This is a genomic window from Ruegeria sp. AJ12 (assembly GCF_056536245.1).
This window is the reverse complement of the sequence record NZ_JBQFJJ010000001.1, coordinates 2,285,870-2,311,789: the sequence shown is the minus strand read 5'-3', so window position 1 is coordinate 2,311,789 and position 25,920 is coordinate 2,285,870. Positions and strand designations below refer to the sequence as shown.

24 protein-coding genes are annotated in these 25,920 nt (G+C 59.9%); 6 read left to right on the top strand and 18 right to left on the bottom strand.

Going from position 1 to position 25,920, the window contains the following annotated elements; genetic code table 11:
- Positions 1-153: 153 nt before the first annotated feature.
- The 8 genes from metG to ACR3E0_RS11665 all read right to left on the bottom strand — a co-directional run bounded on the left by metG (position 154) and on the right by ACR3E0_RS11665 (position 8,927).
- The gene (metG, locus tag ACR3E0_RS11700; RefSeq protein WP_480478969.1) at positions 154-1,872 is read right to left on the bottom strand and encodes a methionine--tRNA ligase; all 1,719 of its coding nucleotides are present in this window, start codon (positions 1,870-1,872) and stop codon (positions 154-156) included.
- Positions 1,873-1,989: 117 nt separating this feature from the next.
- Complete coding sequence (locus tag ACR3E0_RS11695) at positions 1,990-3,213, bottom strand: MFS transporter (RefSeq protein WP_480478968.1); 1,224 nt, start codon at positions 3,211-3,213, stop codon at positions 1,990-1,992.
- A gap of 80 nt (positions 3,214-3,293) precedes the next feature.
- Positions 3,294-3,890: a YceI family protein gene (locus ACR3E0_RS11690; protein WP_480478967.1), complete on the bottom strand. Its 597-nt coding sequence runs from the start codon at positions 3,888-3,890 to the stop codon at positions 3,294-3,296.
- Complete coding sequence (locus ACR3E0_RS11685; protein WP_480478966.1) at positions 3,887-5,101, bottom strand: MFS transporter; 1,215 nt, start codon at positions 5,099-5,101, stop codon at positions 3,887-3,889. The genes ACR3E0_RS11690 and ACR3E0_RS11685 overlap by 4 nt, the downstream gene beginning before the upstream one ends.
- A 62-nt stretch (positions 5,102-5,163) precedes the next feature.
- The gene (locus ACR3E0_RS11680; protein ID WP_480478965.1) at positions 5,164-5,784 is read right to left on the bottom strand and encodes an ImuA family protein; all 621 of its coding nucleotides are present in this window, start codon (positions 5,782-5,784) and stop codon (positions 5,164-5,166) included.
- Positions 5,785-5,832: 48 nt separating this feature from the next.
- The gene (locus ACR3E0_RS11675; protein ID WP_480478964.1) at positions 5,833-6,414 is read right to left on the bottom strand and encodes a retropepsin-like aspartic protease family protein; all 582 of its coding nucleotides are present in this window, start codon (positions 6,412-6,414) and stop codon (positions 5,833-5,835) included.
- A gap of 42 nt (positions 6,415-6,456) precedes the next feature.
- On the bottom strand, positions 6,457-7,077 hold the full coding sequence (locus ACR3E0_RS11670; RefSeq protein WP_480478963.1) for a MarC family protein: 621 nt from the start codon (positions 7,075-7,077) through the stop codon (positions 6,457-6,459).
- The gene (locus tag ACR3E0_RS11665; protein ID WP_480478961.1) at positions 7,074-8,927 is read right to left on the bottom strand and encodes an ABC-F family ATP-binding cassette domain-containing protein; all 1,854 of its coding nucleotides are present in this window, start codon (positions 8,925-8,927) and stop codon (positions 7,074-7,076) included. Before ACR3E0_RS11665 ends, ACR3E0_RS11670 begins: the two co-directional genes overlap by 4 nt.
- Before the next feature lie 106 nt (positions 8,928-9,033).
- Between ACR3E0_RS11665 and ACR3E0_RS11660 the strand changes: the two genes are divergently transcribed.
- Complete coding sequence (locus ACR3E0_RS11660; protein ID WP_480478960.1) at positions 9,034-10,236, top strand: multidrug effflux MFS transporter; 1,203 nt, start codon at positions 9,034-9,036, stop codon at positions 10,234-10,236.
- Positions 10,237-10,353: 117 nt separating this feature from the next.
- On the top strand, positions 10,354-10,776 hold the full coding sequence (ndk, locus tag ACR3E0_RS11655; RefSeq protein WP_008757405.1) for a nucleoside-diphosphate kinase: 423 nt from the start codon (positions 10,354-10,356) through the stop codon (positions 10,774-10,776).
- A 65-nt stretch (positions 10,777-10,841) separates the two neighbouring features.
- Here ndk and ACR3E0_RS11650 read toward each other — a convergent pair whose 3' ends face one another.
- Positions 10,842-11,189: a TfoX/Sxy family protein gene (locus ACR3E0_RS11650; RefSeq protein ID WP_480478959.1), complete on the bottom strand. Its 348-nt coding sequence runs from the start codon at positions 11,187-11,189 to the stop codon at positions 10,842-10,844.
- A 124-nt stretch (positions 11,190-11,313) separates the two neighbouring features.
- Here ACR3E0_RS11650 and ACR3E0_RS11645 point away from each other — a divergent pair, with 124 nt between their 5' ends.
- From ACR3E0_RS11645 to ACR3E0_RS11630, 4 genes are read left to right on the top strand one after another with little or no spacing between them, the layout of a single operon-like run.
- Positions 11,314-11,499, top strand: coding sequence for a hypothetical protein (locus ACR3E0_RS11645; RefSeq protein WP_480478958.1), 186 nt, complete (start codon positions 11,314-11,316; stop codon positions 11,497-11,499).
- Positions 11,496-13,016, top strand: coding sequence for a CHAD domain-containing protein (locus ACR3E0_RS11640; RefSeq protein ID WP_480478957.1), 1,521 nt, complete (start codon positions 11,496-11,498; stop codon positions 13,014-13,016). The genes ACR3E0_RS11645 and ACR3E0_RS11640 overlap by 4 nt, the downstream gene beginning before the upstream one ends.
- A gap of 3 nt (positions 13,017-13,019) precedes the next feature.
- Positions 13,020-13,775, top strand: a complete 756-nt coding sequence (locus ACR3E0_RS11635) for a ParA family protein (RefSeq protein WP_480478955.1) — start codon at positions 13,020-13,022, stop codon at positions 13,773-13,775.
- Positions 13,772-14,239 carry a CYTH domain-containing protein gene (locus ACR3E0_RS11630; RefSeq protein WP_480478954.1) on the top strand — a complete coding sequence of 156 codons (468 nt, stop codon included), beginning with the start codon at positions 13,772-13,774 and terminating at the stop codon, positions 14,237-14,239. Before ACR3E0_RS11635 ends, ACR3E0_RS11630 begins: the two co-directional genes overlap by 4 nt.
- On the opposite strand, the gene ACR3E0_RS11625 is transcribed toward ACR3E0_RS11630, so the two are convergent.
- From ACR3E0_RS11625 to ACR3E0_RS11585, 9 genes are all read right to left on the bottom strand, one after another.
- Positions 14,236-15,606, bottom strand: a complete 1,371-nt coding sequence (locus ACR3E0_RS11625) for a sensor histidine kinase (RefSeq protein ID WP_480478952.1) — start codon at positions 15,604-15,606, stop codon at positions 14,236-14,238. The genes ACR3E0_RS11630 and ACR3E0_RS11625 overlap by 4 nt on opposite strands.
- Positions 15,599-16,279, bottom strand: coding sequence for a response regulator transcription factor (locus ACR3E0_RS11620; protein WP_480478950.1), 681 nt, complete (start codon positions 16,277-16,279; stop codon positions 15,599-15,601). The genes ACR3E0_RS11625 and ACR3E0_RS11620 overlap by 8 nt, the downstream gene beginning before the upstream one ends.
- 181 nt (positions 16,280-16,460) lie before the next feature.
- Positions 16,461-17,897, bottom strand: a complete 1,437-nt coding sequence (locus tag ACR3E0_RS11615) for a Do family serine endopeptidase (protein WP_480478949.1) — start codon at positions 17,895-17,897, stop codon at positions 16,461-16,463.
- 750 nt (positions 17,898-18,647) lie between these two features.
- Positions 18,648-19,247: a nucleotidyltransferase family protein gene (locus ACR3E0_RS11610; protein WP_480478947.1), complete on the bottom strand. Its 600-nt coding sequence runs from the start codon at positions 19,245-19,247 to the stop codon at positions 18,648-18,650.
- 31 nt (positions 19,248-19,278) lie between these two features.
- Entirely contained in the window at positions 19,279-21,696 is a 2,418-nt protein-coding gene (locus ACR3E0_RS11605; protein WP_480478945.1) for a GcvT family protein, read from the bottom strand.
- A 182-nt stretch (positions 21,697-21,878) separates the two neighbouring features.
- Entirely contained in the window at positions 21,879-23,186 is a 1,308-nt protein-coding gene (locus ACR3E0_RS11600; protein WP_480478943.1) for an HlyC/CorC family transporter, read from the bottom strand.
- Between the two features lie 63 nt (positions 23,187-23,249).
- A complete protein-coding gene (locus ACR3E0_RS11595) occupies positions 23,250-24,206 on the bottom strand; it encodes a site-specific tyrosine recombinase XerD (RefSeq protein WP_480478941.1) in 957 nt (318 codons plus the stop codon).
- A gap of 2 nt (positions 24,207-24,208) precedes the next feature.
- Positions 24,209-25,729, bottom strand: coding sequence for a hypothetical protein (locus ACR3E0_RS11590; RefSeq protein WP_480478939.1), 1,521 nt, complete (start codon positions 25,727-25,729; stop codon positions 24,209-24,211).
- Positions 25,719-25,868 (bottom strand): hypothetical protein, encoded by a 150-nt coding sequence (locus ACR3E0_RS11585; protein WP_480478938.1) that lies wholly within the window; start codon positions 25,866-25,868, stop codon positions 25,719-25,721. Before ACR3E0_RS11585 ends, ACR3E0_RS11590 begins: the two co-directional genes overlap by 11 nt.
- Between the last annotated feature and the right edge of the window lie 52 nt (positions 25,869-25,920).

The window sequence follows — 25,920 nt, the reverse complement described above, 5'->3', positions numbered from 1 at the left end:
CTCAAGAAATTTATCCTTGGATTAGCGGGTTTAACGTGGGGAATGGCTGTTTTTTGCCTGCAAACACGGCTTTGAACGCCGTGAAACGACGCGTGAAACCGTGGCGTGATCACCTTGAAAGCATCCCGTCGATGCGCGGCGTACGGAGCTGCCTTATGAGCGCGTTCCGGCGAAACGGACCTGCCAGTCTTCGCGCTGTTCGTCCGTGACCTTGGCGAACAGGACGTCCGGAACAGCGAAGTCGTGCCCGGAGGGCAATGCCGCAACCGCGGCACCGACATCGTCGGGCCATCTGGTATCCAGCGTGTTCATTGCGCTCAGCATACGGGCCGAGGTTTCGGGGATGAACGGGGCGCTGAGCACGGCGTAGAGACGGATCAGGTTCAAGCCCAACCTCACCTGTGCGGCGGCCTGTTCGGGGTCTTCCTTGAAGGTCGACCACGGCGCGGCGGCCTGCAGATACTCGTTGCCTGCCACCCAGATCGCCCGCAACTCCTGCGCGGATTTGCGAACGTCCATCGCCTGCATGTGGGCCTCATAGGCGCGTACGCGGCGGGTCAATTCCTCGATCAGGGCCTGTTCGCGATCCCCGAACGCACCGCCTTCGGGCACGGATTCCCCGAATTTCGAACGGCAGAACTTGGTTATGCGGCTGACAAAGTTACCCAGTACATCCGCAAGGTCTTTGTTCACCGATTGCTGGAAGTTCTCCCACGTGAACTCGCTGTCGCTGCTTTCCGGGGCATGGCTCAGCAGCCACCAGCGCCAGTAATCGGCAGGCAGCAGATCCAGAGCCTGATCCATGAACACGCCGCGTCCTTGAGAGGTCGAGAACTGGCCGCCGTCATAATTCAGGTAGTTGAACGACTTGAGGTGATCGACCATCTTCCACGGCTCACCCGAGCCCAGAATGGTGGCCGGGAAGGACAGGGTATGGAAAGGCACGTTGTCCTTGCCCATGAACTGCACATAGCGCACATCATCTGCGCCTTTGTCGGTGCGCCACCAGCGTTCCCAATCCGCATCTGTCTTGCCATTGGCGTCGGCCCATTCCTTGGCGCAGGCGATGTATTCGATCGGCGCGTCGAACCAGACATAGAAAACCTTGCCCTCCATACCCGGCCAATCCTGATCGCCTTTCTTGACCGGAACACCCCAGTCCAGATCGCGGGTGATGCCGCGATCCTGCAGGCCGTCACCGTCATGCAGCCATTTCTTTGCAATGGATGTGGTCAGGATCGGCCAGTCCGTCTTGCTGTCGATCCACGCATCCAACTGATCCTTCATCGCGGACTGGCGCAGATACAGGTGCTTGGTCTCGCGCACCTCCAGATCGGTCGAGCCGGAAATGGCTGAACGCGGCTCGATCAGGTCGGTCGGGTCTAGCTGCTTGGTGCAATTTTCGCACTGGTCGCCGCGGGCGCGCTCATATCCGCAATTGGGGCAGGTGCCCTCGATGTAGCGATCCGGCAGAAAGCGACCGTCAGCGTTTGAATAGACCTGCTTTTCCGTGACTTCGCGGATCAGACCCGCATCATCCAGCCTGCCCGCGAAATGCTGGGTCAGTCTCTTGTTCTGATCGCTGGATGAACGACCAAAATGATCAAAGCTAAGGCCAAAGCGCTTGGCGATGTCGGCCTGAATTTCGTACATCTCGGCACAATACTCGGCCACGGGCTTGCCAGCCTTGGCCGCCGCCAGTTCGGCCGGCGTGCCGTGCTCATCGGTGGCGCAGAGAAACATGACCTCGTTCCCCCGGCCACGCTGGTAGCGTGCGTACAGATCGGCAGGCAGTTGCGAGCCGATCAGATTGCCGAGGTGCTTGATCCCGTTGATATAGGGGATCGCCGAGGTGATGAGAATCCGAGCCATATTCCGTATCCGCGTAACTGTCCGTTCGCCCGTCTACCCCATGTGGACAGTCAGCAAAACCCCGGGATTTGAATGCGTGTGAATAAAGGGGGAAAAGCGTCCGCACCCGCCAGCGGCTCAGCGCTCTTCCCGGGATTTCTTGAGCAACCTGCCAATGGTAAAGGATGTCCGCGGCGCATAGACATAGTTGGTGCGTTCCTCCGGCGTCGGGCGGGATCGCATGCGGGCCAGACCGAACACAATCAGGACGACATGCCCAACTGCAACAAAGCCAAATAGGGCTGCGGGGCCAAGTTTCTGTATCAGCGTCGAAGAAATGTAGGGTGAGGCAATCGCCCCCAACGCAAACCAGAACATCAGCGCAGCGGCGAGTTCAACCCGTTCTTCGGTGGTGGCGAAATCATTGGCGTGCGCAGATGAGACCGAAAAGATCGGGAAAGTCGTCAGCCCAAAGAACCCTGCCGCCAGCATAACACCCAAGGTACCGGTGCCGCTGGCTGCCATTGTGATGCCGCAACTGAGAACAGCGGCAGCGGACAGCCAGATCAGCACCCAGCGCCGGTCGTATTTGTCTGCCAGCCATCCTACCGGATACTGCGCCAGGGCACCGCCCAACACGAACGAGGCCAGGAAGAAGGCGATCTGATCTACGCCCAGTCCGACCTCCTGGCCGTAGACGGGGCCCACCATTCGGAACGAGGCCGAACTGAGTGCTGCCGTGATCACTCCGGCCACCGCCAGGGGGGAACTGCGCCACGCCAGCTTCGGGCGCAGGCGCGGGGCGTCAGGTGTTTTCGGCTGGCTGGCTCTGGTCAGTGTAAGTGGCAGCAAGGCTGCACAGCACAGGATGGCCAGCAGGTTGTACGACACGTAGGACGCGGGTGGCAGCACCGCGATAATGAGCTGCGCACACAAGGATGCCCCCATGTCCGCGATCCGGTAGGTGCCCATGGCGCGTCCACGCGTTTCATTGGTGACCTTGGCGTTCAGCCACGCCTCGATCACCGTATAGCACCCGGCCACACAGGTCCCGGATGCTATCCGCAGGGCCGCCCAGATATACGGGTCCTCGGTCAGGGTGTGACCCAGCAACCCCATCGCACCAAGGGCGGTGCAGACGGCAAAGGCGCGGGAATGGCCGACGCTGCCCATCAGTCGCGGGGCCCACCAGCACCCGATGAAGAACCCGAGGAAGTGCGCAGATCCCAGCAAACCAATCTGTTCGGTGGAGAAATTCAACGTCAGGCCCGAAATCGCATCCAAAGGCCCGACGCCGCCTGTCGACAGTTGCAGGAGAATGACAGAAAGAAACAGGGCGGCAAAAGAAATGATCGTGCGCATGATGACCACAGATTGGTCGATCCTGCGGAGGATGCACGCGTCTATTCGACGTTATCGAGTCGTTTTTTGCCTTTCTGTGGTCAGGTCGCGCGCGCGATCTCGGCCCGGATATCCAGCCCAACAGTGTCCGCGACCAGATCGGGATAGCCCGAGGCGCCGAATTCGTGCCGGTTCACTGCGCCGGTCAGGCGGATCGACAGGCGATCCAGGTTATCCGCTGCCGTCCCTGGGGGGCGGTACAGGCTGGCCTGCAGGGTGATCGGACGGGTCACGCCGCGCACGGTCACATCTCCGGTGATGCGCGCGCCATCCGAAATTCGCCCGCCGGGGCCCAATTGGACTTTGGTCGATACAAAGCGGATGGTTGGATGATCGGCGGCGTTGAGAACACTTGTGCTGAGCATGGGCATCCGGGCAAACGGCAGTCGTGTTCGGGCTCGCGTCACATCCAGACTCACATCGACCCGGCTGTTTTGCAAGCGGCGGGTGTCCACCTGAACATTGGCGGATCGGATCGGCATCGATCCTTTTTGGGCGATCCCGGACAAGTCGAAAGTAAACCCAACACGCGTGCCTTCGTCCGACAACCGATACGGGCTGAGGGCAGACTGGGCGGGTCCGGCCAGCGTCAGCGCAGCAAGCCCCGCTATCATATCGCGCCGGGACAGTCCGATCATGCCATCATCTCCTGCCTGCGCGGTCGGGAGCGTTTGAGCAGCATCAGGACGATGGCGATGTTCAGGCCGTTCCACAGAATGCCGTTGACGAAGGCCAGTTGGTAATTGCCGGTTACGTCGTAGATCCATCCCGACATCCAGCCGCCCAGAGCCATGCCAAGAATGGTCATCATCATGACAAAACCGACCCGTGCGCCGGCCTCTTGTGGGGGCATGTACTCGCGGACCACCAGCGCATAGCTGGGAACGATGCCGCCCTGAGCCAGTCCAAACAAAAGGCTGATAACGTATAGCGAGACCATTCCGTCATAGGGCAGGAACAGGAACAGTGCGATGCATTGCAGGATGGAACCGATCAGCAATGTGTATACCCCGCCCAACTGATCCGCCACGAGACCGGAAATGATGCGGCTGACAACGCCGCCCAACAGCATCAGCGACAGCATCTCGGCCCCGACTGCCGGCCCATAGCCCAGGCCGACGCAATAGGACACGATGTGAACCTGCGGCATCGACATCGCCACACAGCAGCCGATCCCGGCCAGTCCGAGTATGTACTGGAGCGCGCGCGGCGAGATCCCCACGCTGCGCGCGTTGATCTGTGCTGTGGCTGCGGCGGTGCTGTGGGCCTCAATCGGGAACTGTCGGCGCAACAACAGGGACAAGGGGATCACGATAGCCAGCGTGAGAACCGCCAAAGTCAGATAAACCTGTTGCCAGCCGTCCCGCGCCAGAATGCCCGACAGCATCATGGGCCAGATCGCCCCGGACAGGTAGTTGCCGCTGGCCACCAGCGCCACGGCGATCCCGCGTCGGCGCATGAACCAGTGCGAGATATCGGCAATCAGCGGTCCAAAGCCAACCGATGTGCCCAATCCCAGCAACAGATGCGCCACAGACAACAGGGCGATGTTCGGGGCCATTGTGGCCAGAAAATAGCTTATGGCGCTCAGGACCGATGCGCCGATCAGCGCCTTGGTCACGCCCAGCCGGTCCACCAGCTGTCCCAACCACATATTGCCAAGGGCAAAGCCGATCATGGCAAGGGTGTAGGGCATCGAGGCTTCGGCCCGCCCGGCGCCGAATTCGGCCTCGACAGCGGGCATTACGACGATCACCGCCCACATGCCCACATTTGCCACCGCCGCGATGGCGAGCGTGATCAGAAGGCGAAGCCAGGAATAACGGCTGTCATGGATCGGGTGGCTCATGCGGTGACGCTAGGGTGCGGTCCGGGTTTTGACCAGTCACAAGTTGCGTGATCTGACTGTGCTCAGGCGGGGATGTCTTCGGTCTCGATCCGCTTGAGCCGCAGACCGACACGGGCCGCGGTTTGCGTGGCCTGCCATGTGACCGGGGGCAGGGCGCGGGCGCGGCGGCGGGTCAGGGTCCAGCGCCGGGCCTCTGCCTGATGGGCTGCTGCCATGTGCCAGCGGGTCTCGACCCCCTGTGCGCCGCCGTCCCCGGGGGTCAGCAATAAACCCAGCGGAGGCCGCCCCATCGTGCCCCCTTGTTCAGCGGCCAGATGCATCCGGCGCACGGGCGTCAGGCCCGGCGCACCGGGCAGGTCGCCGATGATCAGCGGCACCGCTCCGCTGCGCAGGGCCTCTTCTATGCACCACAGCAGATCCTCGGCACGGGTCGGTCGGACGAACAGGAACCGGGCGGGATCGGCAAAGGGTATCATGCCGTCCGGGTTCATCTGGCCGGGTTCCCACGCGGGCGAGATCCACAGGACCGGCCCGCGCGCCTGACCGGCCAGCCACATGGCAAAGCTGCGCCGGGCCGGGCCGCAGGCCTCGTGCACGCGACCCAGTTGCAGGGTAATCCCATCATGAAGTGCCAGCCCCGGCGCGGCGCGCGCGGGTTTTTGGCCCAGAAGCTGTGTAGACATGGCATCAGGCTACCATGTTCTTATTTTGTTCTCAAGTGATGCGTGCCTCTAACGGGACAGGATCAGCTTTCCATCGGCAAACTGGATGTTGGAAAAGCGATGCAGGTAATCCATGCCCAAAAGCGACTTGTCCAGATCGCCCTCATTGATCCAGGCGGAAACGCCGGTATCCCGGATCGGTCCCAAAGCGAGGCTGTCCAACTGCACGGGCGCAGTGCGCACCACGCCATTCGCGGTCGCGGCCCGGCCCAGATAATTCAACTGGTCCAGATCAATCCCAACCCGCTGGGCATCCCGCGCGTTCAGGACGATCTGACTGGCGCCGGTATCGACCAGAAAGGTGATCGGCTCGCCATTGACCAGCATCGGCAGATAATAGTGCCCGTCAAACGCGCGCGGGACCTCAATCGTGTTGCCGGAGACGGCCATCTGGGGCGTTGTGCCCACGGTCGAGCGGATATCGTCCCACAGACCCACCAGTGCGATGACGCCGATGAAAATGAATACCCAGGCCATCACCTGTTGCACGGTTTTGCCCAGAGACTGCCGGTTATGGGTGAAAAACCACATCAGCAAGGCCGTGCCCAGCAGAACCAGATAGGTCAAACGCCCGATTTCGTAACCATCCATACCGTCACCCGGAAAATGTTCTTGTCATCCCAATATGGGGATTTACGACGCAAAACCAAAGGCCTTGAGACCGTCGAGAATGAACTGAACGGACAAGGCCGCCAGCAGCATGCCCAAAAGCCGCGTCAGCACATTCAGCCCGGTTTTCCCCAGCAGCCGCGCCACCGCACCCGACGACAGATACATCGCAAACACCATCGCCACGACAACCAGCATGACACCAATGACCACAGCCAACCCCTGAATGCCGGGGTGTTGACCCACCAGCAGGATCATGGTCGCGATCGAGCCCGGACCCGCGATCAGAGGAATCCCGAGTGGAAATACGGAAGGGTCCGGGTGTTCTTCTTCTTCGGCGGCATTTTCGCGCCGTTTGGTGCGGCGCTCAAACAGCATGTCCAAGGCGGTCAGGAACAGAAGAACGCCACCCGCGACACGGAACGCCTCCATCGAGATGCCAACGAAGCCCAAAACCGCCTCGCCGAATGCGGCAAACATCGCCAAGATGCCGCCAGCCGTCAGGCACGCCCTGATCGCAATCGCCCGACGCGTGCGCCCGTCCATATCTTGGGTCAGAGCCACAAAGATTGGCGTTTGTGCCGGCGGGTCGATAACCACAAAAAGCGTTGTGAATGCAGTGATGAGGAATGCGGCGTCAATCATGCGGCTCTCTCTGCGTTTTCAAGCCGCTCCGCAGCGGCCACCCACAGCGCCTCGGCCTTTTGCATGGCTTCGACCACCTCGGCGAATTTTCGGTTCCAGGTCTCCAGGTCGTTGATCCGATCTTCATCATACAAGGCCGGGTCCGCCAGCTTGGCCGAGAGTTTTTCGTGCATGTCGGTCAGTTTCTCGATCCGGTCCTCGCATTTGCGCAGATCGGCCCGAAGGGCCAGAACAGCGTCACGTGACGGTCGCTTGGGTTTCGAGGCCTGAGCTTTGCCTCTGACCGGTTTGTCGCGCGCCAGCAGCAAGCCTCGATAGGTCTCCAGATCGTCCTCAAACGGTTTGACCGTTCCGTCCGAGACCAGCCAAAGACGGTCGGCCACCAGCCCCAGCAAATGCATGTCGTGGCTGACCAGAATGACGGCTCCGGAATAGGCGGTCAGCGCCTCGACCAGCGCCTCGCGGCTTTCGATATCCAGATGGTTGGTCGGTTCGTCCAAAATCAGCATATGCGGCGCGTCGATCGTGGCGATCAGCAGCGACAGGCGGGCCTTTTGCCCTCCTGACAATCGGCCTACGACGGTCTCCGCCTGATCCGCGTTCAATCCGAACCCGGCCAGCCGCGCGCGCCACTTGCCTGGCCCTTCGTCCGGACGCAGGCGGCGCAGATGGTCCAGCGGCGTTTCGTCCACATAGAGCTCATCCACCTGATGCTGCGCGAAATACCCGACACGCAGTTTGGTGCTGCGCGTCATCTTGCCCGCCATCAGGGGCAGGCGGTCGGACAACAGCTTGGACAGGGTGGATTTACCCTGGCCGTTCTTGCCCAGCAGGGCGATGCGGTCATCCTGATCGATCCGCAGGTTCAGGCGGCGCAGCACTTCGGTTTCGCCATAGCCTGTCACACCGCCTTCCAACTGAATGATCGGCGGCGACAATTCTTCGGGTTCCGGAAAGGAAAAGGCGCGCAATGCCGCTTCCTGCGGGGTCGAGATCAACTGTATCCGTTCGATCATCTTCAGGCGCGACTGGGCCTGAACGGCCTTGGAGGCCTTGTACCGGAACCGGTCCACAAAGCTTTGCAAATGCGCAATCCGAGCCTTGGCCTTGGCGTTCTCGGATTCAGCCTGGGCCAGCCTTTCGGCCCGGCGTTCCGCGAACTTGTCATAGGGCACTGCGTAATAGGTCAGTTTGCGGTCTTCGAGATGCAGGATCGATCCGACGGCACGGTTCAGCAACCCGCGATCGTGGCTGATGATGATCACGGTGTGGGGATATCTGGCGAGATAGCTTTCCAGCCACAAGGCGCCTTCGAGATCGAGATAGTTGGTCGGTTCGTCCAGCAGCAGCAGGTCGGGCTGCGAAAACAGCACAGCCGCAAGCGCGACGCGCATCCGCCACCCGCCGGAGAAATCGGAACAGGGTTTGAGCTGGTCTTCGTCATCGAACCCAAGACCCTTGAGGATAGACGCCGCCCGGGCCTCGGCCGACCAGGCGTCGATATCAGCCAGCCGCGTTTGTATCTCGGCAATGCGATCCGGATCGGTGGCACTGTCGGCCTCGGCCATCAGGGCGCTGCGTTCGGTATCCGCCGCCAGAACCGTGTTGATCAGCGAGACGTCGGACGCGGGGGCCTCTTGCGCGACGCCACCGATGCGCGCCCGCCGTGGGACTGAGAGATTGCCCGATTCCAACGCCAATTCGCCCCGGATGAGGCGGAACAGCGTCGTCTTTCCGGTTCCGTTTCGACCAACAAGCCCGACCTTGTGCCCGTCCGGAATGGTCGCACTGGCCCCATCAAACAAGGGACGGCCTTCAACGGCATATGTTATGTTTTCGATCCGCAGCATGGGCCGCTCTTAGCAGAGCCTGAATGACGCCGCCAGAGCCCGGCATGTTCAAAGCGCAGTTGATGTGCTAGCGCTGTGCCGGTTGGTTTCTCCATCGGTTTTGATCATGCGCGCGGCTCATTCGCCCCCATCTCTGGTGACACTTGTCTTGGCGACGGCCCTGTCGGTGCTGTCGCTGAACATGTTCCTGCCATCACTGGCGCGTATGGGTGTGGATTTTCAGGTCGACTATGCCCTGGTGAACCTGTCGGTGGCCGGATATCTGGCGGTTTCTGCGGTCCTGCAATTGGTCATAGGTCCGTTGTCCGACCGCTTTGGACGCAGACCCATCCTGCTGATCTGTATGGCAATCTTTCTTGCGGCGTCCATCGGGTGCGTGCTGGCCGAGTCGATCTGGCTGTTTCTTGGATTTCGGTTGTTGCAAGCCGCCGTTGTCGCGGCGCATGTTCTGTCCAGCGCATCGATCCGGGACATGTACCCGCCCAACGAAGCTGCCAGCAAGCTGGGCTACGTTGCGATGGCCATGGCTCTGGCCCCGATGCTGGGGCCCATGCTGGGTGGCGCATTGGATTCCCTGTTCGGGTGGCGGGCCGGGTTCGTCCTGTACTCTGCGCTGGGGGCCGGGTTGCTGGCGCTGTTGTGGGTGGATATGGGGGAAACCAATACGGACCGGACATCGACCTTTGCAGCGCAGCTGCAAGAATACCCGCATCTGTTCCGGGCCCGCCGGTTTTGGGGCTACGCCTTGTGTGCCGCGTTTTCGATTGGTGCGTTTTTCAGCTTTATCACCGGAGCCCCGCTGGTGGCCGCGGCCTGGTTTGACCTCAGCCCAGCGATGCTGGGTTTGGGGATCGGGATCATTACCGGCGGCTTCATGGTCGGGAATTTCATAACCGGTCGGATCGCGGCCCGGACGCGCCTGACCACGATGATCCTGATCGGCCGGGTTTTTGCCTCCTTGGGCCCTTTTGTCGGGCTGCTGCTGTTTCTGGCTGACATGGGCTCGGTCTGGGTGTTTTTCGGGTCTGCCATCTTGGTTGGCTTCGGCAACGGATTGACAAACGCCAACGCCTCGGCCGGGTTGATGTCCGTCCGACCGAAACTGGCGGGAAGTGCGGCCGGGCTGTCGGGTGCGATGATCGTCGCCTTGGGGGCGGTTCTCACATCGCTCACCGGTGCGTTGGCCAACCCCGGGAATGGCCCGTTTCTGGTGCTGGGGATGATGTGCGCTAGTAGTTTCGCAGGATTGCTGGCGGTGCTCTACGTGCGTTGGGTAGACCGGATTGATCCGCTGCCGGACGCAATCTGATCATCAATCGGCAAGGCGCCCCATCATTCCACTTTTCATGGACCACATACCATGTTAGGCGGCGCGCGATGGATTTCGGCGCGGCCCCTTCGCGCTGTCACTTAAGGAGAGGCCGACATGGCACTGGAACGCACATTCTCGATCATCAAACCCGATGCAACCCGCCGCAACCTGACTGGCAAGATCAATGCCAAGTTTGAAGAGGCAGGCCTGCGCATCGTCGCACAAAAGCGCATCCACATGACCAAAGCCCAAGCCGGCAAGTTCTACGATGTGCATGCCGAGCGTCCGTTCTATGACGAACTGTGCGAATTCATGTCGTCGGCTCCGGTCGTTGTTCAGGTTCTGGAAGGCGAAGGCGCCATCGCAAAGAACCGCGAAGTCATGGGCGCAACCAACCCCGCCGACGCGGCCCCCGGCACCATCCGCGCCGAGTTCGCTGAATCGGTTGGCGAAAACTCGGTTCACGGCTCGGACGCGCCGGAAACCGCCGCAGTTGAGATCGCGTATTTCTTCTCAGGCATCGAACTGGTTGGCTAAGCTACTGACAGTTTTAAATAATCTGGCCGTATCCGAAGCCGGGTGCGGCCTTTTTCTTGCCCGGATCAAATCTGCTTGAGATCCTTTGGTGCAACGCGCACGCCAATAATGTCCAGATCCGAGATCATCTGGGTTTCCGGTGCCGAGGAGACACCGGCCTTCAACGCATCGAACCTCTGGCGCAGCGCTTTTTTCTCATCACCCTTGCAGTCATTCCATGGACGACCCTGCAAGCCCATCACCAAGACGTAATAGCCGATGAAATGCGCCCGGGTTCCGGCCTGCAGCAGTTTGGCATAGGCCGCATCGGCCCCCAGATCGCGCAGTTCCTGGGCTGAGTGGATTCCAGCGCGGGCACAGGCCTGTTCAAAGGCCGGACCAAGATTTCTGATCGACGATACCGGATCGGACATTGTCCTGTCATAGTCGCGCCTGTTTCGGCTGTCACCCGCGCATTGCACCGGGTCGGCGGAAAGTTCTTCTTGCAGGCGGCAATGAACTCCGATTTCATGACGTCATGCTGTCACGGAGGCGCGAATGCCCAAAACCAAGGATGCCGGCGAAAAGCCCGGCAAAGGCAAGAAGAACACCTCCCTGAGGTTGGACGGCAAGACCCTGAAAGCGTTGAAAATTCGGGCGATCGAAGAGGGGACGAGTGTTCAGAAGATTGTGGAAACGCTGGTCAATGACTATCTCGAAACATCTCGAAAAGGTGGTTCATGACGTCCAGGGCTGACGGATTTTTTGTCATCGATGGCGCGTTGGATGAGATTGCTGTTGCGCAGGCAGTCAAACCTCTGACGACACAGATCACGGCGTCCGGCGCGCCGAAACCGTTCGCGGTGCTGGATTGTCACGACCAGTCTCTCAGGACCTCGGGAAAGCTGTTGATGGAGGTCAGCGGAACGCTGCAGTTGCTGCAGAACAACGGTCAGCTTCGGGTGCAGACAACAAAAGGCAACGGCCGGTTCGCGCAGGACCTGCCAGATGGCCCGGTGCGGGATGGTTTGATTGGTTTCCCAAAGCTGCGAGCGCTGATGGCCATTGGCTCGGGCGAGACCTCAACCCAGAGCCTTGCTGCCCTGGACGATCTGCAGAAAACGCAAGTCCGGGGAACTGTTTTGTCGATGTCTTCCGCAACCGGAAACGTGACGCTTGTGCACGTTCAGCGCTTGCGAGGGTACGACCGGGCATTTGACGCGGTTTGTAAGGCGCTGGACGGGATGGCAGTCTCATCGGGTGGGATCGAAGCGGTGTTCCGGGGCCTCTTTCCCGGTGTCACACCATATCAGGCCAAGCCGGAAATCAAGCTGAGTAAAACCGAGCCGTCGATACAGGTGGCAACAGATATCATCCGGACCTTTCTGGCCGTTGCGCGACAGAACGAAGCCGGTGTTCTGGCGGATATCGACACGGAATTTCTGCATGATTACCGCGTCGCGCTGCGGCGTGTCCGTTCGGTCCTGAGCCTGTTCAAAGGGGCGTTCGGGGCTGAGCAGACCGCCGAATTCAAACGGGTCTTCTCGGATCTTATGGAACCGACCGGGAGGCTTCGGGACCTGGACGTATATCTTCTGGAAAAAGATGTGTATTTCAGTCTTGTGCCGCCCAACCTTCATGCTGGACTTCATTCAATGTTTGAGCGGTTTGAAAAAGAGCGCGCGCAGGAACTGACCCGCCTGTCGCGCAGGCTCCGTAGCTCTGCCTATGACAAATCGATGACCGAACTGGCTGCGGTTTTTGATACTCCGGTGACGATACAGGCGGGACCCAATGGCAGCCGTGGCGCGTATGAATACGCCTGCGCGCTTATCTGGAAGCGATATCGCAAGGTCTGCAAACTGGCGCGCAGTATTTCCGAGGACACCGAGGATGAAACCGTTCACGACCTGCGGATCGACTGCAAGAAATTGCGCTATCTGATGGAGTTCTTTGCACCTCTCTTTGATGCCAAATCCTTTAAGACGATCATCAAGCCATTGAAAAAGCTGCAGGATAACCTTGGCCTGTTCAATGATTATTCCGTCCAGCAAGAGGCATTGCTGAGCTTTGTATCTCAGCAAAGCAACACGCAGGGGCGGGTTGATGCCCGGATCGGAATGGCCGCAGGTGGGCTGATCGCAGTTCTGGATCAACGGCAACGGGCGGAACGGGATCGCGTGATCGCCAATTTCCAGCAATTCGACGGCCCTGACATCCGCCAATTGTTCCGCAACTTGTTTCACCGCACGGGGGAGTGAGGAATGAAAATCATTGCCTGTTACAGCAACAAGGGCGGTGTCGGTAAAACTGCAACCTCGGTAAATTTGGCCTATGCCTATGCACAGGCGGGCAAGCAGGTTCTTTTGTGTGACCTCGACCCGCAGGGGGCATCCGGATTCTACATGCGCGTCAAGCCGTCCAAGAAACTGACCGAGGCGCGGTTCTTTGAAGACGTCAAACGGTTCACCAACGCCATCCGCGCCAGCGATTTCGAAGGTCTGGATGTGCTGCCGGCAAACCTGACGTTTCGGGACTTCGATGTGTTTCTGTCCCGGATGCGCAACAAACGCTCGCGGCTGAAAAAGGCGTTGATCGCGGCGGGCAGCGACTATGACTTTATCATCCTGGACTGTCCTCCGAACTTTTCGACCCTGTCAGAGAACATCTTTAAGGCCGCCGACGAAATCGTGGTCCCGGTGATCCCAACGACACTCTCTGAACGGACCTTTGAACAATTGGTGCGCTTTTTTGATGAGCATAAACTGCGCAAGAAAAAGCTTCGGGCGTTCTTTTCCATGGTTCAGCGGCGCAAGACCCTGCATCAGGACACGATGGCGGCGATGCGCAGTTCCTATCGCAAGCGGTTCCTGCAGACCGTGATCCCGTTCGCGGCAGATGTGGAAAAAATGGGTCTGAGCCGTGCCCCGGTCAGTATCTATGCGGGTCGCAGTGCCGCCAGCGGCGCCTATCAGGCGCTGTATGACGAGTTGGAAAACGGAGTGGTTTCAAACACATGAGCAAGGAAATCGAGCGCAAGTTTCTCGTTGCCGACCTGCCGGATCTGAGTGCTGCGCAAAAGGCGGTTGTGCGTCAGGGTTATCTGACCGCTCCGGACGACTCGACCGAATTGCGGCTGCGGCAAAAAAACGACAGCTACTACCTGACGCTCAAGGGCGGCGGCGGGCTGGTACGTGTCGAGCGAGAGGCCGAGATCAGTGCCGGGCAGTTCGATACGTTCTGGCCGGAAACGGACGGACGCCGTGTCGAAAAACAACGCTATACCGGACGCCTGCCAGACGGGCGTGTTTTTGAACTGGATGTGTTTCTGGGCGCTCTGGCGCCTTTGCGTCTGGTGGAAGTCGAGTTTGCATCAGAGTCTGACGCTGTGAGCTATGTCCCGCCCGCATGGTTTGGACCGGATGTGACCGAAGATAAACGCTACAAAAACAAGACGCTGGCGATCGACGGAATTCCGCGCTAGGGGCGGCGCGCCAGCTTAAGCGTTGTCTCCAATCCCGGGTCGCAGTTGCGCGCAACAAATCCACCGCCGTGCATATGGGAAATGGCGGCGACAAGGGCCAAGCCCAGCCCGGCGTTTCGCTCGCTTCGGGCCGGATCAAGCGTGACAAAGGGCATTTGCAGCCGCGGCAGCTCCTCATCGGGCACGCCCGGACCGCGGTCGCGGACACTCAGGCAGGCATACGGACCGTCATCCGAGATCGTGATCGTGATGGTCGTGTCTTGCGGGGCATAGCGCATAGCGTTTTCCAACAGATTGGAGAGCGCTTGCGACAACAGCGGGCGGTGGCCCGGAATAGGTTCGGCCTGTCCCGAAATCTCAAGTTGGATACCCTGATCCATGGCGACAGGCTCATATAACTCCACAACATCGCCAACCAGTTGCTGCAAATCCACCGGTTCAAACTGTTCGCGGCCAAGACCGGCCTCGGCCCGTGAAATCTCGGTTAGCTGACCCAGCACATGCAGGACGTGATCGATTTCACCTGTGGCGCGGGCAATGTCCACCTCGCGGTCCAGATCGCTTTTGCCCGGATCGGACAGCGCCTCGACCCTTTGACGCAACCGGGAAAGCGGCGAACGCAGATCGTGCGCAATCGAATTCGACGTGGTGCGCAGGTTGCTGATCAGCTCCTCGATCTTGTCGAGCATGTTGTTCAGCGTCCCTGCGACTTGGTCGAATTCATCGCCCGTCCCGCGCAGGGGCATGCGGCGGGACAGGTCGCCCGAGACGATGTTCTCAGCTGTGCTTGCGATATCCGACAGGCGCGAAAAAACCAGCCTGGTGAACAGCCAGCCGGTCACCATGCTCAGCACCAGCGCAATGCCGAGCGCCAGCCCGACAGATCGCAGCAGCACGCGGTCGAACTGCTCTCTGGCGACGGCATCGCGTCCGACCAGCAGGCGTTCGCCACCGGGCAGCCGCACCGAAGCCGCAGAGACCGGGACAAGCTGGTCGTTGTCCGCCCGGCGCAGTTCCAGATCGACCCAGCCGCTGCCCGCCGCGATGTTTTCGGGCCAGTGTTTGAGATTCCCGACCAGATTTGCGCCGAAGCGATCGGTGAGCAGGTACAACGCGTCCCGTTCCGACGCGCTTGGCAGCCGTCTTTCAATTGCCGTCATTAAACCGATGAGGCCGCGTCTTTCATATTCGTCCGCCAAACCGGTCAGTTCCGCAGAAACGACGGACCGCGTCTCTGCTTCGATACTGCGGTTGGCGGTCACATAGACCAGTGCCAGCACCGTTGCGGTCAGGAACGTGCTCAGCACCATGCCGGCGACGACCAGTCTGGTTCGGGAATTGTTGATGGAAAGTCGCAGGTTATCCATCAGATATCATGTAACCGGCACCCCGAACGGTTTCAATCAACGGCTCACCGCCGCCTTCGTCCAATTGGCGCCGCAGCTTTGAGATATGCACGTCGACCACGTTTGTATTCGGGTCAAAGTGATAGTCCCAAACCCCTTCCAACAGCATCGTCCGCGACACAACGCGGTTCTTCCGGCGCAGAAAATACTCCAGAATCTGAAACTCGCGCGGGGTCAGCGTGATCTCATGCCCGCCCCGCGTGACCTTGCGGGTCAGCAGATCCATCTCAAGATCCTTGCAGGTCAGCGTTGGTGTTTCCTCGGCCTCCTGCGGGCGCCGCAACAGCGCCTCGATCCGGGCGTGCAGCTCCTGAAAGGAAAACGGTTTGACGAGATAGTCATCGGCGCCCGAGCGCAGCCCCTTGACGCGTTCGTCAACCGCGCTCATCGCGGTCAGCATCAGGACCGGGGTTTTGAGCCCGGCGGCCCGCATCGATTTGATCAGGGACAGCCCGTCCAGACCTGGCAGCATGCGATCCAGAACAACGGCGTCGAACCCCCCATCGGTCGCGTGAAACAGGCCTTCCCGGCCATCTGCGGCAACCTCGACCACATATCCTTCTTCGCCAAATCCTTTGGCGATGAAGTCCCGTGTGTCATCGTCATCCTCGACGATCAGCAGGCGTCGGCTCATGATCGGGGTTCCTTTCTATTGGTATTTAAACACAATTTTTGTCGTTAGCACAGATTTTGGGTAATATACGTGCCGGGTGCGCCTTGCGCACCCGGCCGTCCCGGCAGATCGCGGACAATTCTGATCCGCCAGGGATGCATGCGCCATTTTTCCCCATCAAGTGGCGCATACCGGTGTTGGATCAGGCAATCTCAACCGCAACAAAGATCTGGTTTCCACCGCGATTGATCAGCACCAGAGCCGGATCGGTCTTTTCGGTGTCCAGGGCTGCTTTCAGCGCGTCCGGCGTGAAGGTGTCCTGATTGCCCAGCTTGACGATAACGTCGCCACGCTGAAGACCGGCATCCGCAGCCGGGCTATCGGGTTTCAGGTCGGTCACAACCACACCTTCCACGCCTTCGCCAACCCCCATTTCAGCGCGGGCCGTTTCGGTCAGGGGAGCAACGGTTACGCCGAGCGACGTGCCCGAGGCATCACCATCGACAATGGTGTCAACTTCTGCCGATGCGGTCTGGTACTGCCCGATCTTGAGTTCCAATTGCTCTTCCGTGCCATCGCGCAGAACGGTCAGAACGCTGTCGGTGCCGACTTTGGTCGTGCCCACAAGGATTGGCAGATCGCTGCTGGAGTCGACGGCTTCGTTGTTGAAGGAGAGGATCACGTCGCCCTGTTGCAGCACCCCGTCCGCCGGGCTGCCATCTACGACATCAGACACCAGCGCGCCTGTGGATGCGTCAATGCCCAGAGCAGCCGCCAGTTCCGGGCTGACATTCTGGATCGACACGCCCAGCCAGCCACGGCTGACCTCGCCATCGTCTCTCAGATCTGCCGCGATATGCTCGACGATGTTCGATGTGACCGCGAATCCAAGCCCGACCGAGCCGCCGCTGGGCGAATAGATGACCGAGTTCACGCCGACCACTTCGCCATCCATGTTGAACAGCGGACCGCCCGAGTTGCCTTTGTTGATGGCTGCATCCGTCTGGATGAACTCGGCATAGGGGCCCTGCGCGATGTTGCGGCCTTTGGCCGACACGATGCCGGTGGTCACGGTAGAACTGAGCCCAAAGGGGTTGCCGATTGCAACCACGTCCTCGCCGACGCGGATGACGTCACTGTCACCCAGTTCGACGGCTTGCAGAGATTCTCCGGCGTCGATTTTCAACACGGCGATATCGGTCAGCGGGTCGGTTCCGATCACCTCTGCCTCAAAGGTACGGTCGTCGCTCAGGCGCACTGTCACAGTCGATGCGTTGTCGACCACATGGTGATTGGTGATGATATAGCCTGCCTCATCCAGAACGAAACCCGATCCCAGCCCTTGTGCCGGTCCGCGGTCAGGGAGGTTGAACCCCTCGGGCCCGCCAAATCGCTTGAAGAACTCTTCAAACGGATGTCCTTCGAAATCAAAGTCCTGCCCTCGGGCCGGTGCCGGGGCGGCGGTCTGTTCGGCGATGATGGTGACAACCGAGGGTGATACGGTTTCGACCAGATCGGCCAGGGCTTCATCGGCTATCGAGGGCAGGGCGGTCGTGGCCAGCATGGCGGCGCCCAACGCGCCGACGCCGACCCAGCCGGATGTGCGCGGTAAAAGCAGCGAGGATTTACGGATGCTCATTTTGGTCTCCTGTTTGTATCGCGCGATTGCAGCCGCGCGTTGCGACAAGAGGTGCCGTGTTAATCTGTGTCTTTCCTGATTGATGCATTAAGAAATCTTAATTTCGCCACAAAGGGGCGGTTTTGTGTGTGCGATCTTGCCCGGGGGATTCGCGGTTCCCGCTCTGAATCCGGCGCGCGAATCGGAAGATTGTTGCCGAATCCGGTGTCAAATTTTCAAAAAAGTTGAATTAAATCCGTTTTGTGAACAAACGGGCCGTTCATGTTTCGAAGACTCGACCGATCTTCTTTTGGTTGTGGTCGTTTCTCAATAACATCGGAGAAATCCCCATAACGTCTTATCAGTGTTGTCCGACGGCCAATTAAGTTTGAGCTTAACGGCAGGCAACCTGAACTCGCCAGACGGCTCACTCCCCTTTAGGTAGAAATGAAGTTGGCGGGATGTTGCGCAAAAACCATTCTGATACGTCCAAAGTTAACCGTTTCTTCGAATTTTAAGTTGTTTAGAAGGGTCGGATCGGGGAGGATGATCGTGCCCAAGTGAGGGGGAGCCAATGGCACTAGGGGGTGCCAACGGCAAGCTCAGTCATCAAAAGCGCTAGCGGCATGTTAACGAGGGGGTCTTGTTTAGGTTTGGCGGCGGAATAACCATGGTGCGGTAAAAGCAGTTTGGTTGCGCTATTGAGATTGGTGAAAGTGGTAGTCCTTTTTGGGCAACTGGCCCGGTCGATTTCGACCGGGCCGCGTTCGTTTATAGGGACCGGTTCGCGCGCCAGCCGGTCCAGTCGTCGGGCGTATCCAGATCCAACAGAGCGTTTTGCCCGGGAAGCGGGTGCAAGTGAACGTGGTCTTTGTGCGCACGTACGACGCTCTGCGCCCCTTCATCACCCTTCAACTGGGCCAGGTCGTCAAACAGCCCACGGTCAAACAGGACAGGATGTCCGGGTTTACCCGTCCGGGTCGCCCCGCGCCAGATCAGGTGATCCGGATGCGTCAGGCGCGAATGCAGGACGCCGGTCAGATCAGACGTCGTGATGTCTGGCAAATCGGCAAGCAATACCATTACCGCAGGAGCATCCGCAGGAACCCGGGTCATCGCACCGCGCAGGCTGGCATTCATGCCCTCGGCCGCGTCCGGGATCGGTACAGCGAGTACATCCAGCCCGTCCAATGCCCCGTAACGCGGATGCGGCGCAACGGGGAGGGCGACAATAACCGGCCCCGCGGCACGCGCGGTCAGGGTCGAGCGCCGCAAAAGTGGTGTGCCATCAATCTCTTGCATCAGTTTGTCTGCCCCACCCATACGGCGGGAGCCACCAGCGGCCAGCAAAATGATGGGTATCTCTGTCATTCCGCCACCATGCCAATGGCAGAGCGATAAGTCATCCCCGCATCCGCGCTCCATCCGCGTCGAACAAGGGGGTTGAGATGACGCGTGCCCTCCGCATCTGGCCCAGAATTTCGATCTCGACGTTCAGGCCATCGGTCACACGCTCTGTCGGAAGAAAGCCCATCGCTATGGATTTCTGCGCAAAGTGGGAATAGCCGCCCGAAGTGCAAAACCCCGCTACCGACCCGTCCAGCCATATGGGTTCATAGGCGTTGACGTCCGCATCCTTCGCGTCGACTTCAAGTGCCACCAGCTTGCGGGCGGTTCCGGTCGACCGTTCCGCCTCGGCGGCCGAGCGGCCGATGAAATCGGTGTTTTTCGAGAACGAGATGAACCGGTCCAGACCGGTTTCAGCGGCGGTGTAATCGGGTGAGAATTCACGCATCCACGACCCAAAGAACTTGTCCAGTCGCAGCGACATCATCGCACGCATGCCAAACGGTACCATGCCATGCGCTTGACCGGCCTGCCACAGCGTCCACCACAACTGCCGTTGCGCCATTGGATCGCAGTAGATTTCATAACCGAGATCTCCGGTGTAGCTGACCCTTTGCACGATGCAGTCGGTCATGCCAATGGTCATCGGGCGCACATCCAGAAACCTGAGATCCGAGACCGGGTCCCGCGTGCACGCCGCCAGAACCTGTGCGGCGTTTGGCCCGGCGATCTGAAACCCGTTCAGCCGGTCGCTGACGTTTTCAATGTCCACGCCGTATTCCCTGTGTTGCAGGAACCAGCGCATGTGAAAAGCCTGGCTGCCATAGGATGCGGTCAGTTGGAACGTCGTCTCGTTCAGGCATGAGACGGTGAAATCCCCGATCAGCTTTCCCTTGTAAGACAGCATCGGGGTCAGGGACAGGCGGCCCGGTTGCGGAATACGGCCTGCCATGATCCGGTCCAGCCAGCCGCGCGCGCCTGACCCGGTGATCCGGTACTTGCCGAAATTGTGCACCTCGTTGATGCCGACCGCTTCGCGAACAGCGCGCACCTCGCGACCGGTCGCCTCGAAAGCGTCAGAGCGGCGGAAAGAAGGCGTTTCGTAGCCGGGTTCCCCATCCTGGGCAAAGTAGTTGGGCACTTCCAACCCGTATTGCTGACCCCAGACCGCGCCCATGTCGCTGAAAATGTCATACATTGGCGTGGTCCGGTTGGGCCGCGCAGCTGGAAGTTCCTCGTTTGGATAAGCGACGCTAAAGCGTTTCTGATAGTTTTCGATCACCTTGGGGCGGGTGTAGCCCGGGCTGATCCAGTCGCCGAAACGGGCCACATCCATGGCAAACACGTCGCGTTCGGGCTCGCCTTCGATCATCCATTGTGCCAGCGTCAGGCCAACGCCGCCGCCCTGGCTGAACCCGGCCATAACACCGCAGGCCGACCAATAGTTCCGCATGCCCGGCACCGGCCCGACCAGAGGGTTCCCGTCAGGCGCAAAGGTAAACGGGCCGTGGATGACCGACTTGACGCCTGCTTCAGCCAGAACCGGGAAGCGCTGATAGGCAAACTCGATGCTGTCGGTGATCTTGTCATAGTCATCGGGCAACAACTCATGCCCAAAGCTCCATGGTGTGCCGTCAACCGCCCAAGGCTTGCAGGGTTGTTCATAGAAGCCGATGCACAGCCCGCGACCTTCCTGCCGCAGATAGCTTTCGCCGGCGGGGTCCATCACGTGCGGATGTTCACCGCCTGCATCAATGATGGCCTCGATCTCGGGGATCGAGTCGGTCACAAGATACTGGTGCTCCATCGGGTGCAGGGGGAAATAGATGCCCGCCATGGCCCCGACCTCGCGGGCCCACAGCCCGCCTGCGTTGACGACATGCTCGGCGTGTATGGTGCCTTTGTCGGTCACCACATCCCACGTTCCGTCCGGGCGTTGATTGGTTTCGCGCACCATGCAGTGGGTTTCGATTGTGGCACCACCCAGCCGCGCGGCCTTGGCATAAGCATGTGTCGTGCCAGAAGGGTCAAGATGGCCGTCCAGCGGATCGTAGAGCGCGCCGATGATCCCGTCGGTGTTGGTGATCGGAGCGATCTTTCGGATGTCTTCGGAACCCACAATTTCGGTTTCCAGCCCCATGAACCGGTGCTTGGCCCGCTCGGCCAGCAGCATGTCAAACCGGTCCTGATTGTCAGCAAGCGTCACACCACCCACATGATGCAGACCGCAGGACATGCCGGTGATCTCCTCCAGCTCTTTATACAGGCGGATCGTGTAGCCCTGCAGCGCTGCCATGTTGGTGTCGCCGTTCAACGTGTGAAACCCGCCCGCCGCGTGCCAGGTTGAGCCTGACGTCAGTTCCGAGCGTTCTAACAGCAGAACATCGGACCATCCCAGTTTTGTCAGGTGGTAGAGCACGGAACAGCCAACGACACCGCCGCCGATCACCGCCACACGGGTTTCCAGTTTCATGAAGGCCTCCGTTCGAATTTTGGCCAGTCTGGTTGGGCAGGCGGTATGCGCAACACCAAATACGACAAAACATGTCGCAAGACACGTTCCAGTAGGCAATGACGGGGCCGCGACGAGACCGAAGCCTCGCGGGCAGACCAGCATCTGTCGGATACCGGTCTGCCGATCTTAGATGGCGGCTCTCAGAGCGGCCGGATTTTCAAGGCGGTCAGCCGGTTGCCTTCGCGTGCCGTAACCTCGAACCGGAAGCCGTGGAAGGCGAAAACCTGCCCCACAACCGGGATCATCTGCGCCTCGTGAATGACCAGACCGGCTAAGGTATTGGCCTCTTCATCCGGCAGCGACCAGTCCATTGCGCGGTTTGCGTCGCGGATGGTCATGGCGCCTTCGACCAAAAACTGACCGTCGTCTGTGCGGGTTACCGGAACTTCTTCCTCGATATCAAACTCATCGGCGATTTCTCCGACGATCTCTTCGAGAATGTCCTCCAGCGTGATCAATCCGCGCAGCGATCCGTATTCGTCGACGACCAGCGCAAAATGGCTGTGCATGCGCAGGAATTCCCGCATCTGGTCATCCAAAGTGGTGGTTTCAGGAACGAAATACGGATCATTCGCCACCTTCGAGATGTCGAAGGATTTAAGCCGCTCGGCATCGCCATCTGCGCCACCGGCCTGAGCGTACATGGCGCGAAACAGGTCCTTGGCATGAACGACACCGACAATGTTCTCGGGCTCGTTCCGGAATACGGGCAGGCGGGTGTGCGGGCTTTCCAGACATTGCTTCAGGATGGCCTCGGGCGCCGCCTCGGCATCAATCATTTCAATGTTCGAACGGTGCAGCATGATTTCCTCGACCGCCCGGTCCCCCAGGTCCAGAGCGCCCAGAATACGGTCTCGATCTTCCTTTTCGACCACACCCTCCGAATGGCCCAACTGCAGCGCCCCGGCAATTTCTTCGCGCACGGCCAGAATGTGGCTGTCCGGATCGATCCGCACGCCGAATATGCGCAGGACACCGCGCACAAGCAGGCGGACGGCCGCCACGATTGGTGAAAAGACAGTGACGACAATACTGATGATCGGTGCAACGGCAGATGCCGCCTTTTCCGAGTTGGTAATGGCGTATGTCTTGGGCAGAACTTCCGCGAAGATCAGAACCAGAAGGGTCATGACCAATGTTGCCAAAGCCACACCGCTTTCCCCGAACAGGCGGGTGAAGAGCGCAGTGGCCAGTGCTGCGGCCAGAATGTTTACCAGGTTGTTGCCCAGCAATACCGACCCGATGAGACGTTCGTTGTCGTCGGTCAAATCCAGCGCCTTTTGCGCGCCGCGCGAGCCCTTGTCGGCCTGCGCCCGCAACTTACCGCGCGAAGACGCGGTCAACGCCGTTTCAGATCCCGAGAAAAAGCCCGACAGGAAAAGCAAAAAAATGATAGAGCCTGCCGTTATCCAGAAGGCGCTATCGATCAGGGTAGAATTAGGTTCCATCTGTCCTTGTTGGTTCGTGTTGGTGCATCCGTTATGGGGATGCGGCCTCGCCCAATCAAGGGCTTAGCCCTGATCATCTTCGGGGTCTTTGGCCAGCGGGTGATGCTGCAACACCAATTCCGCCAGTCTTTCGTCCAGAACATGGGTGTATATCTCGGTCGTGGCAACATCAGCATGACCCAACAGGGTCTGGATCGAGCGCAGATCCGCGCCGTTGGCCAGCAAGTGGGTCGCAAACGCATGGCGCAGCGTGTGGGGGGTGACCTTGTCGGCCGCAACCCCGCCCTGATTTGCCAGCTCTTTGACCAGCAGAAAAAACCTGTGCCGGGTCAGATGTCCCGATTTGCCGCGTGACGGAAACAGAAAGCGCGAGCGCTGTCCGCCATCCGCTACGGTTTGATCCTCAACCTCGTCACGCAGGGTCAGCCAGGCCGCCAGCGCATCGCGGGCGGGCGGTGACAGGGGCACCATTCGCTCCTTGCCGCCTTTGCCCAGTACAAGAAGCATTCTTGGATCGCCACGGGCGGAGGAAACCGGCAGCGATACCAGTTCGGTCACCCGCATCCCCGTCGCGTAGAGCACTTCCATCAGGCAGGTATTGCGCACGCGATCGGCTATGCTGCGGCCCGTTTGGCGTGCGGCCGCCAGCAAACGGTCGACTTCGGCAACATCCAGCGTCTTGGGCAGACGTTTCTGCCGGCCCGGTCCTTTGATCTGTAAGGCCGGATTGGTTTCTCTCCAGCCTTCCTCAAACGCAAACCGATAGAGTTGCCTGATGGCCGACAGGCGACGCGCCCGAGTCGAGCGTGACAGGCCCTGTGCATCGCAGGCAATCAGATACGCTTCGATCTGATCCCGCTCCACATGTGCAAACCCGAATTTGCGGTGCTCCAGCCAGGCTGCAAAATCCTTCAGGTCGCGGCCATAGGCCAGCAGCGTGTTTGTGGCAGCCCCCAGTTCCGCAGCCTGAGCTTGCAAAAAAGTGGATATCCACAGGTCCTGCGAGGCGGGGGCCGCCATGGTCAGGCACCCTGCAAAATCAGAAGGTTCAATGCGGCCCGGCGCGCGGTGTCTTCCAGCCCAACGCGGCGAAATGCAGCAATTGCTGCAGTCAGGTCGACCAGATTGCCGCGCGCACCGTGATCGAACAGCTGCATCGATTCCAAAATCGCCTCGCCCAGTTGGCCTTTTTCCAGCATCGCATCGATATCCGAGGGGACAGGTGCGGCCCATGCAAACCCTTCGGCCACGGCATCCGTCCAGGGAGACGGGGAGGGTGCACGACCGGGATCGCCCTGGGCCAGAGCCGCCAGAAACTGCGTGTCCTCCGTTGAATCCGGAGTGTCCAAGGCGGCTTCTTCGTAGAGTTCCGAGAGCAACAGGATGTGCCAACGCAGGCTTTCGGTCGATGGCGCTGGTAATGAAACGTCCGCGAGGCGTTCGGCAAAAAGCTCTGCAAACGGGACTTCCAGCCCCACGTTTCGCATTTGTTTCCACACGGCGGGCAGGGTTTTCCCGATGGCCTCGGCGTTGCCGGTGTCCAACGCGCTTTCAAAGCGTTGAATGGCGGCGACCCGGTCCCACACAGCGCCCGAGGCTGCCGGGTCACGCTCGGTATAGAGGCCCAGCAACTGGTTCGGCGTCAGGGCCCCAATCCGCGTCAAACGTTCAGCCGCTTCGATCTGCGCCTTCCAGCCTGCTACGTCGCGCAGATCGGCATTGGCAAAAGCGCGTGGCAAGGGGGCGGATGGCAGACGTTCTCCGATAGCTTCGAACAGGCGAAAGCCCAGCGGGTCGGGATTGTCCGGTTGGGGCAGATAGGCCGCCCCCTCGAACAATTCGGGGCTCAGGAACCGGTCCAGCAGGGCGAGTTCCTGCGCTGGCAAAATCTGCAAGGCATGAGCCGCTTCGAGCGTGAGGGCCGCAGAGGCCCAATCGCCGCGGCGGGCTTTGCAGAAAATCTGCGCGGCATAGTCCTGTGACAGATGCGGTTTTGCGGTGAGCGATGTGCAACTGCGGTCTTCGTCACCGGTCAGCAACGTTGCATCAAACCAGCGCTGAAAACGAGCCTGACTGTTGGTGGGCCCCGCCAGTTGGACCAAAGATTGCGCAGGGTCCGCTGCGCCAAGCTGCATGAGCCTGTCCAGCCGTGCCAGCAAAAGGGTCTCTTCGGCCGATGGTCCGCCCGGCGCGCGCGCTTCGGACAAGAGCAAGGTAAACAGCAACCGCTGCAGGGCCGGGTTGTCTTTGACCGGGACACGCTCCAGCAGCTCGGCCAATCGGGCGGGATCGCTGCCTTGCCACAAATCAACCGGCAGCCCGGTGACCGAGGCGGCGACCAGTCCCAATGGCTGTGACAAAGCCTCAAGCGATGTGACCTCGACATCCGGCTGATTGCCGTTTTGTGCCACCGGCGGCTCCAGTAAAACGGTGCCCGGAAGGTTCTCGGTCGGCACCGAGAGCCACTCGATCACCGAGAGCGGCTCCTGCGCCTGGGCGGTTCCGGCCAGAACCAGCGCCAGCAGCGTGTGCTTAGTCAACATTCAGAATGACCGGTTCACGGATTTCGCTTTGCGGGGCGGAAAAATCCGCACCAAAGAACGGACCGAGATAGGCATAGCCAACCAACCCGATAAATGTCAGGCATATAATATATATCAGGAACTTGATCAGTCTGCTCATTGCGCAACGCTGCCTCAATTTTTGATTTTGGCCAAGTTATAACTGGCATTTT